The following is a 17,782-nucleotide window of genomic DNA, read 5'->3' as shown; positions in this document are numbered from 1 at the left end:
GTGATTTGTTCGTGCTGCTATTTGTTTTACTGTTGTTGTTCATTTGTCATCAATTAGACGATTGCTGTCGTTTTGCTAACGTTCTCCAAAAGTGAATACTGGCCGGCGGGCTTTAAAATTATGACCGTAAACAAAATGTATACAGCGTTACATGTTAGGGATACAAAACGCGTACAGCGTGAACATGAGTTTGTTAAATCACTGATAATTAGGTTTTTTTGTGTAACCAGAATCGCCATTACCATTTGATTAGCGTAATGTTACCAAATTGTTAAGCAGCATGTATTTCTGGAAATTCATTATAAAGTCTGGATAAATGTGCTCAGATTTTCTCCTTGCGGAAGGTTCAGTTTCTTCCTCAAACGGTACCTTGCTACTCTTAAGCTGTCCTGAGAAATACCAAAAAGTACGGCCATATCTTTTGAGCTCAGGTTCATTTTTATCAGCGCAACCAGACGAATATCATTCGCGGTCAGGTCCTCACAATGGGCTTTCAAATGGTCAAAAAATGTCTGGTGAATCTGTTCAAACATCCGGCTGAAATCTTTCCAGTGCTGATCTTGATTGATGTTCTGATTGATGCGCTGGATCAATTGCTGCAAAGCTTTTTTCTGGTCTCTTTTGTCATCTTTTACCAGGCTTTCGATGGTACTTCTCAGCTCTTCCAGAAACTGATTGCTTTGGATCGTATGAAGTGTGGTGCTGGTGAGTTCCTTACTTTTTAATTCTAATGCATCTTTAATGGCGTCTTTTTGCGCTTCAAATAACCGCTGGTTTTGTTCGTTAACCTGCTGCTCATTTCTGATTTTTAGGCGCTGTCTGCTGATGACACTTGCGGCCAGACAGACCAGGAGTACAATGATGAGAATGGTGGCGATGAGCAGGATTCTATCCGCAGATTTTTCCTGTTCAAACTGTGCAATGGCATCGTCTTTCTGTTGAATTTCAAATAAGGTTTGTAATAAAGCGAGCTGTTTATTATTGTCTTCGGTAAAGATTTTAAGAAAAATATCGCGTCCCAGTTCGCTGTAATGATAAGCGCTGTCGTAACGCTTCATCAGGTCAAAAGTTTTGGAGAGATCCCGATAAGCGCTGCTGAGCTGATATTGGTCATTCATGGCCTTAGCCATGCTTTCCGCCTTTTTGGTGTAGTTTAAGGCCTCTGGATATCGTCCGGTTTTCCGATACACATCGCCGATGTTATTGATGATCTCAATCTGGCCATGCAGGTTATTTTCTCTGGTATTGCCTGCCATGGCCAGGGTATAATATTTCAATGCCGAATCTAAATGTGGCTTATCTTCATAAATGCTGCCAATGTTTTCATAGATCTTCGCGATGCCGGTCTGGTCCTTTTCTTTGTGGTAAACTGCTAAGGCGAGTTGCTGGTATTTCATGGCCGCGAGGTAGTCTTGGGTTTTCTCATACGTCTGTCCAATCAGGCCATAAGAATCTGCAATGCCTTTCTGAATGCCCAGCTGCTGATACAACTTTAATGCCTCCTGATATTTTTCTAAGGCAATGCGGTATTGCCTGGCATAGTAATAAGTTTCCCCAATCTTATTCAGGTTTCCGGCAAGCTGCAGACTGGCATTTTTCTCGCGGAAGATTTTATCGGCCTTATAATAATAATTGATGGCTTGGGCATAGGCAGCCTGGAAATAGAATAAGGCTCCAATTTCCTGATAACACAAACCTTCAGTTAAGAAATCGTCCTTCTCCAGCGCTTCTTTTAAGGTCTTTTTGATCTTGAGAAATGCAGTGTTGGGCGCCTTATTAGTCAGCGTATCTATCGGGTGGAATTTAGGTTTTATGACTTCTTCTGCAGCTGTTGGGAAAGCATAAAATAAGACAAAACATAGGACTAGGCCGATGTAGTTGTAGAATGGTAATGTACTCTGTTGTTTCACATTCTAAAATTACCGTAGCGAGATTAAGCTAATGTTAAATCAATCTGCAATGTGAAGGGGGGAGGATTGGATAATTAAGGAACAAAAATGAGCAGAAAAAAGCCCCTGAACATTTAACCGTTCAGAGGCTTCTCCTCATCAAATGACATGCTTTAAGCGTGCTGCTCAAATTGTGTCATGCTTCTAATAAATCTTAGTTCAGTAAATCTGCAGGAACAGGTTTCTCCAGCAAATGGTCATAGTAGAAACGGATTCTTTCCGCCTTATCATGTGCTGTTTTCAGACCACCCCAGCCATGACGGCCACCTGGGTAAATCATCAGTTCAAAATGCTTGTTCGCATCCTGCAATTTATCTATTAACTGAATCGTGTTCTGCATGTGCACATTGTCGTCCATGTCGCCATGCATGATGCGCAATAGTCCTTTGTAATTGTTTACATAAGTCAGCACAGAGCCGTTTTTGTAGCCTTCTGGATTCTCCTGTGGCGTATCCATGAAACGTTCTGTATAGTGACTGTCGTACAGCTCCCAGCTTGTTACCGGTGCACCTGCAATGCCGAAATCGAAATCATTGGCACCCATAGTCAAAGCCATACAAGTCATGTAACCACCATAACTATGACCAGTGATCAATAGTTTTTTGTTGTTTACATAAGATTTTGCTTTCAACCATCTCGCTGCGGTTGTATAATCTTTCATCTCCCATTTACCCAGATTACGGTGCATTAAAGCCACACCTTCCTTACCGAATTGTCCGGAAGCGCGGTGATCTACTGCAATCTGAATGATGCCTTCATTCGACCAGTACTGCGGAGCAGTGCCCTTCCAGGTATTGGTTACGGTACCAGCATTCGGACCGCCATAAATGCTCATCACCACTGGGTATTTCTTATGGACATCAAAATCTGTAGGGTAGGTGATCACTGCCGGCAATTGATAACCATCATCCGTAGGAATCGTGATCATTTCCGTTTTGCCAAAGTTATATTGAGCAAAATCTGCTGATTTACTATCGCCCAGTTCTTTGATTATTTTACCTTCATTGTCTACTAATGTTCTTTTTGGTGGAGTAGTCACATTAGAATAGGTCGTTACAAAATAACGGCCATTTGGCGAAAGCTGGATCTGGTGGTTGTACTCCCCAAAAGTCAGTCTTTTTAAGTTTTTACCACTGTAATCTACACGGTAAAAATCAGAACGGGTAGAAGCTTCTTTGCGGGCATTGAAATAAACTACTTTATTTTTCTCATCTACATGAACCAGAGTCGTTACCTGCCATTTTCCAGAGGTGATTGGATTGATCAGTTTTCCGTCTAAGGTATACAGGTAAAAATGTGCCCATCCTGTTTTATCGCTTTTCAGGATATAGTGTTTTTTATCTTGTAAGTATTCAATACGACCATCATAATCAAGGTCTACCCAAGAAGGCTGTTTCTCATCGTAAATTTCTTTTTTAACTCCTGTACTCGGATTTACGGAGTAGAATTTCAGGTTATCCTGACCACGGTTCATCCACTGCACCATCATGCTGCTGCCATCATAGCTCCAGTAAGGCGTACCAAAATATTGATCGTCTTTTTCATTGAAATCTGCCCAGGTGATGTCACCACCAGCAACAGGGACGAAACCTATTTTCACTTCAGGGTTAGGATCTCCTGCTTTAGGGTATCTTGTTTTTTCAACATAACCATGCTGACCGGTTGAACCATTGATCGGGAACATCGGAACTTTGGTGTCATCGAAATGCATAAATGCAATGTTCTTACTGTCTGGCGACCACCAGAAGGCTTTATATGCAGTAGCGCGACCTAGGATCTCCTCAAAATACACCCATGACGACCAACCGTTGTAAATCACATCCGTTCCGTCTGTCGTATATCTTGTTTCTTTTCCAGTGGCTACATCTAAGGAATAGAGGTCATTGTCGCGGGTAAAAGCGACGTATTTTCCATCCGGAGATAAGGTAGGGTTCTTTTCCTCTGCTTTAGTATTGGTGAGTTGTTTTGAGGCTTCTTTTCCATATTGAATAAAAACATCGTTATTTCTGATGTTCACATTCACATTGCTTTTCGGGGCAGGAGTGTAAGGTGTTCTACGTCCTGTTTTTACATCTACCGCATATAGTTTGCGATCGGAAAGGTCCATTTCAATATAATGGTTGTCGTCAGACCAGCCATTTACCATGTTCATCGGTTTCGTTAATGAGGCCTGGCCCCCCAGGGTTTGTTGCTGGCTTAGTCTTTTCAGCTGTGCCTGTACCGTATAGCTGAAGCAAAACGATGCTGCTAAACCGATAAGTAATGTTTTTTTCATTGTGGTTATAATTGTGTGTTAAGGATAAACCTAATAAAAAAAAGGCGCCCTGGTTCAAAGGCGCCTCACAAAAATTATTTACAGCAATGTGCTGTAAATTTACAAGATAAAATTCCATCCGAATTCATCCGGAGCAAGTCCGTAACGGATGTCATTTAATGTTTTCGCGATCCCTGCAGAAATGGTACGTGTTGCAGGATCTGTTAAAGTATATAATTTACCTTCGTAACCGATTTCACCGATTGGCGTCACTGTAGCGGCAGTACCAGCTGCAAAAGCATCTGTTAAACGACCGTTTTCAATTCCTTCAATCACTTCTTTTACGCTTACACGTCTCTCTTCCACTTCAATACCAGCATGTTTAGCCAATTTGATAATGGTGTCACGTGTTACGCCATCTAACACAGTGCTTCTTACCGAAGGGGTCACCAGTTTACCATCGATCACAAAGATCAGATTCGCTGTTCCTGCTTCTTCGATAAACTCATGCGTTACCGCATCTGTCCAGATCAACTGGTCAAAACCAGCTTTCGTAGCTTCCGCAAATGGGAATAAAGAACGCGCATAGTTACCAGCAGTTTTGGCAAAGCCTACACCACCTTCATCGGCACGGGTATATTCTGTTTCAATTTTTACTTTTAAAGCTTTGCTGTAGTAAGGACCTGTTGGGGTAGTTAATAAAGCGAAAGTATAGGTGTCTGATGCTCTAACACCCAGGTAAGGGTCTGTAGCGAACATTACCGGACGGATATATAGAGAGTAACCGTCCTGGTTAGGTACCCAATTTTTATCGATGTCAATTAAAGCTGCAATGCCTTTCATGAAAATATCTTCATCAATAGCTGGCATCGCCATACGCGCTGCTGATTTGTTAAAACGCTCAAAATTCTTGTCCGCTCTGAATACACTAACCGTATCATCTGGTTGACGGTAAGCCTTCATGCCTTCAAAAATCGCCTGTCCATAATGTAGGGCAGAGATTGCCGGGCTCATTGGAATAGGGCCATAAGGAAGCACTCGTAAGTTTTTCCATGCACCATCTTCATAATCGGCAATAAACATGTGATCGGAAAACACCTTTCCGAAGGGAAGTTGTGAAAAGTCTGTTACAGTTAGTCTGCTTTGTTCAGTTTTCGTGATGGTTATATCCAGTGTCTCGTTCATTTCAATTCGTATTTCTATAGGCAAATCTACTAAAAATTGCCACTCTTATTTGTTTTATTTGTATTTAAAAAGGGGCTTTATTGGTGTTTAACTTACACTAAGCTCCCTTGTTTTTCTTGCCTAGCTCCGTAAATCTTTCAGTACGCTGATCACCCATCCTTTGCCCCATTCCTCCATTTGTGCTTCCGTCCATAGGAAAGGGTAGAAGATTCTTTTTTGAAAACGCGGAGGCAGATATTTCTGCCAGTTTGTACCACCGGTTGCGGCAATGTCTACTGGATCTCTTTCCAGGTAACGCACTGCGGATTTATAATGCGAAAGCGGCCATTCCACATTCACAAAAAGATCCAGTTTTCTCAGCTCTTCTTCTAAAGCACCGAGCTCAGCTCCCTGACTTTTCAATTGATGGTAAAGCGCGGAGAAATTGCTGTCCTGACGGTCTTTCACCAATTGTAAAAATTGCGTTGCATATTTGTTGATGAACTGCTTTAAAGTGAGCGTTTGCTTGCCCGTGGCCAGTTCTGTCGCGCCAGCTTTCCAATAAATATTTTCAAACTGCTCCTCAATAGAAGCATCTTTCAATGCTGTTCTTTTATCTTTCTCTACAAGGCGTATAAAATCAGTTGCAGAAATCTCTATCATCCGGTACTGACCGGATTGAAAACCACTTGCTGGTAATAACGACATGCGGAATTTCAGAAATTGTTCCTTTTCCATGCCATTTACCATGACCTCAAAAGAAGAAACCAAAGCTGTAAAATAAGCGTTGATTCTTTTCACGCGATCCGTAAAAAAGGTAGCGGTCAAGGTTTCTTTAGCGGCTGCAATCTGGTTGAATTCATGTAAACAAAGTTTAAAATACAACTCTGTAATCTGGTGATACATGATGAAAATCTCTTCGTCAGGGAAAGAGGTCTTTGGATGCTGCAAACTGAGCAGGGTATCCAAATGAATATAATCCCAATACGTTAAGAAATCTGCATATAATAAGCCATCCAGGTAGGCCGACATATCCTGGCCCATCGCTGCATACTTTTCCTGCAGCTTGTCCAGTTTATCTTTAATTTGTGGGGTGAGTTCCATGATTTAATCAATATTGCCAATGCGCTGAATGTTCCTTACGATATCTTCTCTAAACAGGCAGAGCCTTAATCGATTTTAGTATCAGTCAGATTACTCAGCGCATTCCCCTGAATCACTAGTACAATACCCTGAATTTAATGGTATGTTCAATTTTCTTCAGAGATTTAAAAAGTTGTTTGTCGTACTCCGAGTTGATGTCGGTAATCGCATAACCGATCTCCGGATTAGTCATCAGAAACTGTCCGACAATGTTAATGTCGTGTTTTGCAAATACGGTATTGATTTTCGCCATAATTCCCGGAACGTTTTTGTGAATATGGATCAGACGGTGTGATTTTTCAATTCTTGGCAATTGCAGGTTCGGGAAGTTATTACTCAAATGAGTGGTTCCTGTATTCATAAAGTCAATCATTCGCTTAGGAATGAAAGTCAGGTTTCTTGGGTTGGATTTTAAATCGTCAAATACCACTACTCCCTGTTTGGTACAAGCAGCCAGGTCGATCTTGTTTTTAGATTGCCCAAGGTAACCAATGGTCTTTAATTTTACTGCTTTGGTCAATTGATCCAATGTCAGTTTCTCGCCATCAGCCAATAGCAGCATGTGTACATCTGCCACATACTTGTCTTCAAATGAAGTTTTATGACGGATAGAAAACCCATCTTTTTTCAGCAAGGCGATACTTTCAGGATTCACATCCCCGATCACTAGACATAAGATCCTGTTTTTAGGGTAAGAAATTGCCCTTGGCAGGTTGTTCACATATAAAAACTCGTCGAAACTTGGCGTTACATGGTCTGCTTTTTTAACAATGCTTTCTCTGGAAATGTTCTCTGTAAAAGCGTAAAACTTCTTGATCAGTCCGCTTTCCCTCAGCTGGAAATCAGAATAGCCATCGCCGATACCATAAAGATTGCCTTCCAGGTTTAGCTGCTGCATTAATTTCACTTTGCCACCTTCCTCACTTAAAGGATTAGAATGGTCATAATCTATAATTTTGCCGTCTCCCGTGGTGACAAAGGTGTTGGCATAAATGTTTTCTTTTTTGATGTGATATTGGCTCACCACAGGGGTGATAAACTCCTTAAAACCACCAGAAACGATCAATACTTCATCTGCATGTTTCTTAAAGAAATCTGCATTGCGGGAGAAAGAGGCAGATACCTTTTTCTTTAAGCGGGTAATCAACTGTTTCAAATGATCTTCTGTAGCCTCCAAAAGTTTTACCCTTTGTGCTAAGCTCTCGCCGAAGGAAAGTTTTCCCTCCATGGCCAGGTTGGTATAATCCTCAATCTTTTTGAAGATGGCTTCCTTATCAGGATGCTTTTTTAGGGAGATACGGGCCAGCTCATCCAATGCCTCTACCTGTGTAAAGGTGCTGTCGAAATCAATGATGTAAATGTTCTTCTGGTTCATAATTTTAATGAAGTGAAACCTGTTTCAAGGCCTGGCAAGTTTCCGCCACACTCTGATCCAAGGGCTTAAAGGTTATTCCAATCGTATCAATTATCTTTTTATTGCTGTATAAACTTTCATTCAAACTGCTTCTTGCGGCATCACTGGTTAAGGCAGCAGGTTTTCCCGTAAATAGGGAAGCCAGTTTTGCAGCCCTCCAGGCGATACCCAGCATCCATGGTTTCGCTTCTTTTGATGGCGCTTTGACACCAAAACCTTTAGCAATCTCGCCAAAGAAGCGCTGGTAATTATAATTTTCTGCGGAGATCGTAAAACGCTCTTCGCTGATGCTGCTATTCATTAAAGCGATCATACATTTCGCTACATCTTCCACATCTACAATACCTGTAGCCCCTTTTGTATAAAAAGAGAGGCCATCTCTTACGAGTTTAAAAATCGCACCGCTGCCTTCAAATCCGGCCCGAGCACCAATGATGACAGATGGATTCACGATCACCGCATCTAGTCCTTCGGCAATGCCGCGCCATACTTCCATTTCTCCTTCATATTTGGAAATGGCATAGCTATGTGCTTTGGAATCGTATTCCCAGAAATCTTTTTCGGTAATGAGCGCATCTTTTTTCGCGTTTCCTAATGCTGCCACAGAGCTGACATGCAAAAGCCTCGCCTGGTTTTCTACGCAAAGGTTCACCACATTACTGGTGCCCTCAATGTTTACTTTCAGTAATTTCGCTTTGTCTTTTGGATCAAAAGAAATCATGGCTGCACAGTGATACACCTGCGAAATGCCTTCAAAAGCATCTTCCAGCGTAGAAAAATCATTCAGGTCTGCAACCACCCAGCTGATCAGGGTATTGTCTTTCAGGATCGCTGGAATCACAGAATGCTCGCGCTTTAATGCACGAAGCTTAATTCCTTGTCCCGTAAGTTGATGTATTAATTCTGCCCCTAAAAATCCAGTAGCACCGGTAACCAATATCATTTCATTATTTTTAGGATGTTCATTAAAATATGATCTCAAAAATAGATATTTGACAGATACATTTATAATACAATATGTCATTATCAGATTTTTTCTCCCCAGTCAACCCCGATAAATTTGCACCGAAACAAGGATTCTATGCCAGTCAGTTAGGTTTACGGGCCGGATTTTACACCGATAAATTTCCGGAACTTGGGGAAAATCAATACGATATTGCAATTTTTGGCGTACAAGATGATCGCGCAGCAGTAAATAATGAAGGCTGTGGGCTTGGTCCCGACTATTTCAGGGCGCAATTTTACGCCTTACATGAGGGGGCTTTCAACAGCAGGATCATCGACCTTGGGAACATCAAACCTGGCGCTTCCATTTCTGATACTTATGTAGCGGTAAAGATGGCAGTAGGGGAACTGATCAAATTGAACATCATCCCGGTAATTATTGGCGGCGGTCAAGACCTGACTTATGCGCAATACCTGGCTTATGAAAGTCTGGAGCAAAAGGTAGACCTGGTGGTGGTAGACAGTAAATTTGACCTCGACGAAGAAGATCAGGAAGGACTGGCTGCAAAATCAGATACCTACCTTAATAAAATATTATTACATCAGCCCAATTACCTGTTCAACTTCAGCAATGTGGGCTACCAGACTTATTTCGTGAATCAGGAAAGCCTGGAGGTCATGAGTAAGTTATATTTTGATGCCCACCGACTGGGGGAATTCAGTAATGACATCACTTTAACAGAGCCGATTATCCGAAATGCGAATATGATCAGCTTTGATATTGGGGCGATCAGATCTTCCGATGCCGTGGCCAATGCCAATGCGGGGCCAAATGGTTTTTATGGCGAACAAGCCTGCCGCATTACCCGTTATGCAGGGATGAGTGACAAGCTGACTTCCATCGGTTTCTATGAGTTTAACCCGGCATTCGACCAGAACGGACAAACGGCTTTATTGCTTGCACAAATGGTCTGGTACTTCATAGAGGGCTTTTATAACCGCAAAAAGGATTTCCCACTCACCCCAAAATCGCAATACCTGATCTATCGCGCCAGCTTAAATGACGGCTCCGGGGACATGCTGTTTGTGAAGAGTAAAAAGTCAGACAGGTGGTGGATGCAAGTCCCTTATCCATCTGGAATTACCAAGAACGAACGCTACCATTTGGTGCCTTGCCGATACGACGATTATACAATGGCCGTAAATGGAGAAATGCCCGATTTATGGTGGAGAACCTATCAAAAGCTATTGTAATTTTATAGGGAATTTCACGTTATTCTGTATACGCTTCCTTATATTTGAAGTATAGACGACTAAAACAGGTAAGTTTTCTGTTTTATAGCGCATTAAAATTTAAACTAACGAAAAATCATATTAAATGAAAAGATCAATCATCGCTGCAATTTGCTTATTGCCAATTGCAGGTATGTCGCAAGGCAAATTTACCGTTCAAGGTAAAGTAGGAAACTTAAATGCACCTGCAAAGGCTTATATTGCTTATAGAGTAGGTCAGACTCAGGCGACTGATTCCGCTGCGATTGTAGGTGGTAAATTTACTTTTCAGGGTCCTGTAAATGGAATTTCTCAGGCACAAATCAGAATTAAACACGACAATGCGGTAGTAGATCCACAGTCACGTGTGACTCCAGATGTGATTGCTTTTTACATAGAACCGAAAGAAATCCAAATCGTTGCCCCTAAAGATTCGATCAAATATGCAACTATTAAAGGTTCTGCAGTAAATGATGAAAATACAAAATATAAAGCTTTAACTAAATCTGTTTCGGAAAAAAGTGCCGCATTAATGGCTGAATACCGCAGTAAAAATGAAGCTGAGCGTAAAGATGAGGCTTATATGAAAACGGTATATGCCCGTGATGAAGCCATTCAAAAAGAATTAGAAGGCATCAATAATGTATTTATTGCCGCTAATCCAAATTCTTATGTTGCTTTAGTTGCTTTTGGCAGCAGTTTAAATGATGCTGATCCAGCAGTGATTGAGCCTCAGTTTAACAAATTCTCAGCTGCAGTTAAAGGGACTGATCTAGGTAAAAGTATTGCCGGTATGATCGCCTCAGCGAAAAACACACAGGTAGGACAAATGGCTTTAGATTTCACGCAGAATGATGTGAACGACAAACCAGTAAAATTATCTGATTTCAAAGGTAAATACGTCCTGCTTGATTTCTGGGCTTCATGGTGTGGACCTTGTCGTCAGGAAAATCCTAACGTAGTGACTGCTTACAACAACTTTAAAGACAAAAACTTTACAGTTCTTGGTGTTTCTCTAGACCGTCCAGGTCAAAAAGACGCTTGGTTGAAAGCAATTGAAAAAGACGGTTTAACCTGGACTCATGTTTCAGACTTAAACTTCTGGAACAATGCTGCAGCACAATTGTACGGCATCAAATCTATTCCAGCGAATTACCTGATCGATCCAACAGGAAAAATCATCGCTAAAAATATCAGAGGTGAAGAATTGCAAACGAAACTTGCTGAAATCTTAGGAGCAGCAAAATCAAAATAGTTTAAGCTTAATCGCTGAAGATATTTATAACCAGAAAAGGTTGCCTGTTTAGGCAACCTTTTCTGGTTAATGGTATTTTTTTATTCAGCCGGTTTCTCCTATATCCGATAGGATATTAATTGACCAGTTTATCAAATTGGTATGCCCAATTGTGCAGCGGGTAAGATTTTTTAAGAATTGTTGCAGTTAATGCTGCTCCTTGTGAGTCCCTGAGATTCCCCCTTGGACCTTGCTTAAAGCCGCTTTTTTCCTTCATCCCATTTACAGCGTACCTTACTTTGGCTCCTGAAGGGGATTTTTTACACTGAAGTTTCAGCACATTGTCTTTTAAGGTTACCTGCTGTAAAATGTTTTCATTTTCGGAGTTGATGACGCTAAAGCCATAATTGGCTGCATATTTTACTGCGGTAGTATCCAGTACCAATGGAGGTGCAGGAACATTAAATTTAATGAGTACAGTATTTCCGGAAACTTTAAAATCAGTAGGCAGCAGGCCGGTATTTGGTTTAGATTCCAGCAGTCGAATCACGGATAAGCCAGTTAAATAACCCAGCCTTTTTTGAGAAAGTCCATCAATGTGTACGCGATCGTCTACGAAAGAATAAGGATAGGTAGGACCACTGCCTACAAACAGGCTGTCTTCGCGAATTAAATCTAATTGTCCTTGCGGAATGCCCATCTCTCTGCTGTTGAAATGATTTTCATTGAAATCTTTGGAAAGGGTCAAACAATTGGTTTGGTAGCTGATGCAAACTATGTCCTGACGTTGCTTTGTAATGGCTTTTACGTCTCTGTTGAAATCAACCTGAAACTGCTTAAGGTCTTTTTTATAGTTTTTGGATTTTAGCCATACGATGTCGTCCTCGCCTTGCATCCAGCAGAAAGCAGGAACGATAAAGTTCCAGCCATTGTCTTGGGCCTTTTGATAAGCGCCTTCGATTTCATCCAGGAATTTTTTATAAGCTTTGCTGCCTTTGCTAATTTCGGCAATGCCGGAAGCACCTTGTCCACCGGGAAAGGTAGAAATGAGCAGGCTATCTCCATAACCTTTTTCTTTCAAGTGTGCAGATACCACCTCAGCCATGCCATATACAGAGAGCTCAAATGCCCGGTGGCGGTCATTTACTACCTTTTTCACCCATTGTTTAAATGGAGTTTCCGACAGGTATCCGAAGTTTTCATCCAGATTTTCAGTCAGGACGGTATGGTTTGTTGTGGCAGCTAAGGTATCAAAATCGGTAATTCGGATGGCTTCCTCTCCCAATGCTAAACTTTGTCCGTAAACAGGGATGGCCAGAACAGTCTTTTTTTCCGAAGTTTTTGTTTGGCAGCCAGTAAAGGCCAGTACTGCTAGCAGTAGGAGGTAGGAGAAGCGCTGTTTCATGGTTATTTAATGTATTGTTTCAATTCGGAAGCAATCAGAGCAGAATATTTTTTAGCACCCTCATCATTGAGGTGACCAAAATCAAAGAAATTATGAGAATCACCAGTAATTCCGGCTTGTTGATAGTTATTGATAAAAGGGATGTTGTTCTTTTTTGCAATGCTATCTGGTACCTGAAACAAATTTGTTTTTTCTACGGCATACATTGGCGAATAGATCAGGATCAGCTGGATTTTCTTCTCTTTGCATTTATCGATAAAGGCCTGCAGGTATTTCAATTTATCTTTACTGACTGGGAATGGAAATTTCTCTGGTTTAATTGCTACAATAGCAGTGTCTAATTTGCCATATAAGGCTTTATAACCTTTGTCGGCATCCAAAGTTCGGGTACTGAGGTTACCTGCTAATAAGTTCGCGAACTCGCCGTTATAGCGGTACAGATGGGATACCTCTCCTTTGTAATAGAATCCTGCCTGTTTCAATACCGTATCACAACCTGGGCTGTAACCGATAAATGGGGTAAGTGGGCCTACCGCTTCTGTGGTAGAAAACGGTGTTTCCAGATAATCAGTTGGGTGTATTTCCAGGCAGATCGTTTCTGGTGTATACCTTTCCAGAATATTGCTGAGCAGACCATATTGAAAATAAATGTTGCGCATCCCCCATAATCCGGCATTGTAAACGCCCTTTTTCAGGGTGTCACTAATGATGGATGGAACATAATGGTGGTGTGCTCTTGAGCTGCCCATAAACACTACCGGGTCGGTCATTTTGTAGGTCACCGCAATCAATTTGTGCTCGTTGGTAGTGGTGGTTGTTTTATAAAAAATATTGACCACATAGGACAATGCTCTGTCGGCAACAAATGTGATGACAATAATAATGAGTAATCTTTGTAAGAACTTTTTCATCTCCATTAAAATTTAAAATAGATGAACTGATTGCCATCCAGTATTCCAAAAAACAGAATCAATAGGATATAAGCGGATATAGTGAGCTCGTAACGGTATTTGTTGATAAATCCAGTTTTAAAAGCATGTTTCTCCGGGAAGAATTCATCTCTGAAATCTTTGCAGAATAAGATGAACAGACATAACAGTCCATTACTTAGGGTATTGAAATCGAAGAATAAAGCGCCCCAATCTGTAGCGATTTTAAACATGATATTTCCGGCTTCAGCCAGACTGGTAGACCTGAACAGGATGAGTCCGAGGGCCACCAACAAAAAGGTGCCCAGCATCTTCATTGTACTGCTGAAGTTCGGTAACCCGCTTTCATTCTTTTTGATTTTACTCTTTTTAAAGAAGGCCCCGGAAAGCATGAGTGGAATGTATAATAAACCATGGTACAAGCCAAAAATGGCGAAAGTCCAGTCTGCACCATGCCATAATCCAATGAGGACGAAAGTAATGATGATGGCGAAAATAGAGCCCCATTTTTCAAAATTTCTAAAGCGGATATTTAAAGGCATGAATACGTAATCAGTCAGCCATCCAGTAAGGGAGATGTGCCATTTACGCCAGTATTCGGCAATATTTTGTGAGAAGAACGGGCGCTTAAAGTTTTCCGTAATTTTCAATCCCAGCAAGCAGCCTACACCGATGGCCATTTCAGAATAACCGGCAAAGTCGGCGTACATCTGGATGGGATAAAGCAGGGAAGCAAAAGCCAGGGAAGTTCCGTTATGGTGAATAGAATTGTCGAATATGGCATCTACATAAATCGCTAGGCGGTCTGCGACGCACATCTTCATGAACATTCCCCAAAAGATTCTTTTTAAGCCGATCGAGGCCAGATCGTAATCCAATACCCGTCCAACAGACAATTGCGCCAGAAAAGATTTCGGGCGGTCAATAGGGCCGGAAAGGATGGTTGGGAAAAACGAGATATAAGTTGCGAAATCTACAAAATTCCTGGCGGGTTCGATATGACCGCGGTGGATCTCTATGAGATAACTGATGAGTTTAAAGGTGAAAAAGCTGATTCCCAAAGGCATCAGGATGTTAAAGGTACTCCAATGTGTTTGGAGGCCGATGGCATTGAAAAAGTCGCTGAAGGACTTGATGAAAAAGTTCAGGTATTTGAAATAGAGCAATAGGCCAATTCCGAGGGAAACACCAATCGTACTGAGGATGGAGGTTAACTTTTCATTGTGATCTCTATATTTTCCGATGGCTTTGCCTAATCCATAGAATACAAGGGTTGCGCCGAGCAGCAATGGGATCATTTTCCATTCTGCGAAGCCATAAAAGAAATAACTGGCCAGGAGCAGCCAAATATTTTGCGCAGCAGCTTTACCTTTTAAGGGAAAAAAGTAAACGGCAAAAACGACCACGAAAAATATTAAGAAGTTGATAGAATTTACGACCATTATTAATCTTTATTTACCAGTTCTATAAATCCGACCTCTTTTTTATAGAGGTAGCAGATGAGTCTGTTTTCTAATGCAATGGCTTCCACGGGGCGGAACAAGGGAATAAATCCCAGTGTTTCTACCAACTCGTCATAAGCCAGATGGATATCTGCAACTTCATAGCAGACATGATAAGGAGCAACGCCGGTTTTCTTTAGAATTTTGTTAACCGAAGAAAGCTCATCAATAGGTTGGATCAGCTCTATTCTTGGAAAGCCTGTTTTATGGAGAAAACAGATGTAAACCCGTTGAATTTCGTCTTCAATGATTTCAGTGGCCTGATAGCCGGTCTGTAAATAGAAGTCGGAAGTATTGGCTATGCTGTCGGTAACATAGCCAATGTGATGAAAGTTAGAATCTTTGAGCACCGTTATTTTTTTGCTAGGCGTTTAATTATTTACTGGCAATACAATCTATCATTTCCGAAACATTTTTCCAGGAAAGGATCTCTTTAGAGGTGAATTTGATTTTCATTTCTTTCTCAATACCTACAATCAATTGAATGTGTGTCAATGAGTCCCAATCTTCTACATCATCGGCAGTGGTTTCAGGGGTCAATACAATTTCTTCGTTATCCAATACGTCGCGGAAAATTTCCTGCACTTTTCCTAAAATCTCATTACGTTCCATTATCGTGTTTTTTATTTGTGGCTAATATAAAATTCTTTGCTTTGGTATTGGTCTACATCCAGCTCAAACTGCAATTCTGCAGTGCCTTCCAATTTCTGGAAGCCAAGTTTTGGATAGTGTGCCTCTACCATTTGGTTTTTTGCGGTTGGCAGGTACTCGCCAACAATGCGTTTAAAGCCGTTTTCTTTCGCATAAGCAATAAGTCTGCTTAAGGTGAAATCTTCCATGCCGCGTTTCAGCACTCTGCAGCTCATAAACCAAGTGTCAATAAATAGCGTTTCCGCGTCTTCTTTCTTCAGGATGATGACACAAATCAGCCCGTTATCTCCAAACTTGTCGGACAAGTCAAAAGAGAAACTGGCATATTGATCATCTTGTCCTAAAGCTTCAATTTCGGCCTCCGTATAGCGAACCGTGCGGAGGTTAAACTGGTTGCTCCTTTGCGATAATTGTGCCACACGGACTTTGTTGAAAGAATCGAAGTTTTTTACTTCCGACACCATGTCCAATGATTTTAGGAAATCTGCTTCATTGGTAAATGTTTTCAATAGAGAAGCGCGCTGGTGTTCTACCTGATATTGCTGTGTTCTTTCGGCATCTGCATTAGAGTAGGAAGCGGTTTCAAAAAGGTTTAGGGAATACAGATATTCCAGGTATTCGCCTGGATCTTCAGGAAGCTCCGGAACGGTAATGTCCGGTACATTTTCCCGCACCATATTGCGTTCAAATGGATTGTCGTCCAGGAATACCATGGAGTCAAATCCGATATTAAGAATGCTTTGGATCAGTCGGATGTTATCGGCTTTATTATCCCAGTTGGCTACAAATACGGCGATATCATCGATTTTTAACACCATTTCCGGATTGAGTTCAAAAGGAGCTCTTGCCTTATCTTCATCGTTTTTACTACATACGCAGATGATGATCCCACGATTTTTAAGTTTTTTAACCCATTGCTGGAATTCGGTAAATGCTTTACCAATGCCTAATCCATGACCTACCTGAATATTTTCCCATCCGTCATCACCAACGATGCCTCCCCAGGTGGTATTGTCAAGATCGAGTACCAGACATTTCTTGAACTTTCCTTCTACGGCGCATAAAATATCCAGTGTCCGGGAAGCAACATAAGGAAGGATGTCGAGGCTCAGCACCATTTCTGTACTCACATACACATGGCTATTGAACATCTGGTCGCGTCCGAATTTATTTTGTAATCCTGCAATGTCACAGATGAAAAAGTTCGGATATTCCTGTGCAATTTTCATCAGTTCAAAATTCAGTTTACGAACTTGAAAGGTAAAAGAGGAAGGAACCTTTGTGGCATAACTGCCAAAAACGGTATCTTCGATTTCAGGATAGTTATAATAGATAATGCGGCCTGAAACGGAATTGCAGAGCATTCGGATAAAATCAAGTCGATCATCGGCCAGGTTTATCTGTTCCGCAACTGCTGAGGTACTATATTTTTCCAGCAGTTTATGGGTAGATTGAAATACAACGGAGTAATCGGCAGCAAAGTCATAAAAATCCGATGTAGGATCTAATATCTGACGCTCGATCTGGTTGTATTCTGCTTCGAATAAATCTATATTATAGTTTCTTTCATAGCCCATTCCTTGGATGGCCACCGCCAGGAATTGAGTAGCGGCATCGCCCAGAAGTGCAACTTTCCGAGTTGGAAGTGTTGTGCTGTCTTTTTTTAAATTGCGTTTAAGTTCTTTAAAAGATATCATATAGGTATAAAAAGAATGCTAAAGTTCGGGGTTTTTATTTCAGTGAATAAGCTACCCAAACCTAATAATTGTTTTTGCGAAAATAGCTATTTTTTCTAACTAAGAGCAGAGTAAAGTTTCGCTAACTTGCTGGCACAGTGTTGTTGTACTGTGAGCTGTAATTTGGCTGGGGAGATTCGGGGAGAGGTTTGGTTAAATGAGGGAAAAAACTACTGAGTACTGC

At 41.3% G+C, this 17,782-nt stretch carries 14 protein-coding genes; 2 read left to right on the top strand and 12 right to left on the bottom strand.

The annotated features are described in order from the left end of the window. Window positions 1-299: 299 nt before the first annotated feature. The 6 genes from AQ505_RS24810 to AQ505_RS24785 form a co-directional block, all read right to left on the bottom strand. Window positions 300-1,910: a tetratricopeptide repeat protein gene (locus AQ505_RS24810; RefSeq protein WP_062550637.1), complete on the bottom strand. Its 1,611-nt coding sequence runs from the start codon at window positions 1,908-1,910 to the stop codon at window positions 300-302. Window positions 1,911-2,103: 193 nt separating this feature from the next. Further along, complete coding sequence (locus AQ505_RS24805) at window positions 2,104-4,224, bottom strand: S9 family peptidase (protein ID WP_062550636.1); 2,121 nt, start codon at window positions 4,222-4,224, stop codon at window positions 2,104-2,106. Between the two features lie 99 nt (window positions 4,225-4,323). Next, window positions 4,324-5,388, bottom strand: a complete 1,065-nt coding sequence (locus AQ505_RS24800) for a branched-chain amino acid aminotransferase (RefSeq protein ID WP_062550635.1) — start codon at window positions 5,386-5,388, stop codon at window positions 4,324-4,326. 120 nt (window positions 5,389-5,508) lie between these two features. After that, window positions 5,509-6,471, bottom strand: a complete 963-nt coding sequence (locus AQ505_RS24795; RefSeq protein WP_062550634.1) for a tryptophan 2,3-dioxygenase family protein — start codon at window positions 6,469-6,471, stop codon at window positions 5,509-5,511. Window positions 6,472-6,586: 115 nt separating this feature from the next. Beyond that, entirely contained in the window at window positions 6,587-7,885 is a 1,299-nt protein-coding gene (locus AQ505_RS24790; protein ID WP_062550633.1) for an HAD-IB family phosphatase, read from the bottom strand. A 4-nt stretch (window positions 7,886-7,889) separates the two neighbouring features. Then, entirely contained in the window at window positions 7,890-8,906 is a 1,017-nt protein-coding gene (locus AQ505_RS24785; protein ID WP_335337981.1) for an NAD-dependent epimerase/dehydratase family protein, read from the bottom strand. Between the two features lie 35 nt (window positions 8,907-8,941). Here AQ505_RS24785 and AQ505_RS24780 point away from each other — a divergent pair, with 35 nt between their 5' ends. Together AQ505_RS24780 and AQ505_RS24775 are read left to right on the top strand one after the other, a co-directional pair. Continuing rightward, window positions 8,942-10,123 carry a formimidoylglutamase gene (locus tag AQ505_RS24780; RefSeq protein ID WP_062550631.1) on the top strand — a complete coding sequence of 394 codons (1,182 nt, stop codon included), beginning with the start codon at window positions 8,942-8,944 and terminating at the stop codon, window positions 10,121-10,123. A 124-nt stretch (window positions 10,124-10,247) separates the two neighbouring features. Further along, entirely contained in the window at window positions 10,248-11,396 is a 1,149-nt protein-coding gene (locus AQ505_RS24775; RefSeq protein ID WP_062550630.1) for a TlpA disulfide reductase family protein, read from the top strand. Between the two features lie 115 nt (window positions 11,397-11,511). On the opposite strand, the gene AQ505_RS24770 is transcribed toward AQ505_RS24775, so the two are convergent. From AQ505_RS24770 to AQ505_RS24745, 6 genes are read right to left on the bottom strand one after another with little or no spacing between them, the layout of a single operon-like run. Next, window positions 11,512-12,780 carry a sialate O-acetylesterase gene (locus tag AQ505_RS24770; protein WP_062550629.1) on the bottom strand — a complete coding sequence of 423 codons (1,269 nt, stop codon included), beginning with the start codon at window positions 12,778-12,780 and terminating at the stop codon, window positions 11,512-11,514. Between the two features lie 2 nt (window positions 12,781-12,782). Further along, a complete protein-coding gene (locus AQ505_RS24765; protein ID WP_157262553.1) occupies window positions 12,783-13,691 on the bottom strand; it encodes a hypothetical protein in 909 nt (302 codons plus the stop codon). 5 nt (window positions 13,692-13,696) lie between these two features. Further along, a complete protein-coding gene (locus tag AQ505_RS24760; protein ID WP_062550627.1) occupies window positions 13,697-15,151 on the bottom strand; it encodes an MBOAT family O-acyltransferase in 1,455 nt (484 codons plus the stop codon). Between the two features lie 2 nt (window positions 15,152-15,153). After that, on the bottom strand, window positions 15,154-15,561 hold the full coding sequence (locus AQ505_RS24755) for a VOC family protein (protein WP_062550626.1): 408 nt from the start codon (window positions 15,559-15,561) through the stop codon (window positions 15,154-15,156). 25 nt (window positions 15,562-15,586) lie between these two features. Beyond that, the gene (locus AQ505_RS24750; RefSeq protein WP_062550625.1) at window positions 15,587-15,823 is read right to left on the bottom strand and encodes an acyl carrier protein; all 237 of its coding nucleotides are present in this window, start codon (window positions 15,821-15,823) and stop codon (window positions 15,587-15,589) included. A gap of 11 nt (window positions 15,824-15,834) precedes the next feature. After that, window positions 15,835-17,559: an HAD-IIIC family phosphatase gene (locus AQ505_RS24745; RefSeq protein ID WP_062550624.1), complete on the bottom strand. Its 1,725-nt coding sequence runs from the start codon at window positions 17,557-17,559 to the stop codon at window positions 15,835-15,837. Window positions 17,560-17,782 lie beyond the last annotated feature (223 nt).

The sequence above is a fragment of the Pedobacter sp. PACM 27299 genome, from assembly GCF_001412655.1.
Taxonomy (GTDB): domain Bacteria; phylum Bacteroidota; class Bacteroidia; order Sphingobacteriales; family Sphingobacteriaceae; genus Pedobacter.
Note: the sequence above shows the minus strand (reverse complement) of the source record. Positions and strands in the feature narration are given on the sequence as shown.

Coding starts and splice junctions, on each gene's coding strand:
- AQ505_RS24805 (WP_062550636.1), bottom strand. CDS start 4,224: ATGAAAAAAACATTACTTATCGGTTTAGCAGCATCGTTTTGCTTCAGC.
- AQ505_RS24800 (WP_062550635.1), bottom strand. CDS start 5,388: ATGAACGAGACACTGGATATAACCATCACGAAAACTGAACAAAGCAGA.
- AQ505_RS24795 (WP_062550634.1), bottom strand. CDS start 6,471: ATGGAACTCACCCCACAAATTAAAGATAAACTGGACAAGCTGCAGGAA.
- AQ505_RS24790 (WP_062550633.1), bottom strand. CDS start 7,885: ATGAACCAGAAGAACATTTACATCATTGATTTCGACAGCACCTTTACA.
- AQ505_RS24780 (WP_062550631.1), top strand. CDS start 8,942: ATGTCATTATCAGATTTTTTCTCCCCAGTCAACCCCGATAAATTTGCA.
- AQ505_RS24775 (WP_062550630.1), top strand. CDS start 10,248: ATGAAAAGATCAATCATCGCTGCAATTTGCTTATTGCCAATTGCAGGT.
- AQ505_RS24770 (WP_062550629.1), bottom strand. CDS start 12,780: ATGAAACAGCGCTTCTCCTACCTCCTACTGCTAGCAGTACTGGCCTTT.
- AQ505_RS24765 (WP_157262553.1), bottom strand. CDS start 13,691: ATGAAAAAGTTCTTACAAAGATTACTCATTATTATTGTCATCACATTT.
- AQ505_RS24760 (WP_062550627.1), bottom strand. CDS start 15,151: ATGGTCGTAAATTCTATCAACTTCTTAATATTTTTCGTGGTCGTTTTT.
- AQ505_RS24750 (WP_062550625.1), bottom strand. CDS start 15,823: ATGGAACGTAATGAGATTTTAGGAAAAGTGCAGGAAATTTTCCGCGAC.
- AQ505_RS24745 (WP_062550624.1), bottom strand. CDS start 17,559: ATGATATCTTTTAAAGAACTTAAACGCAATTTAAAAAAAGACAGCACA.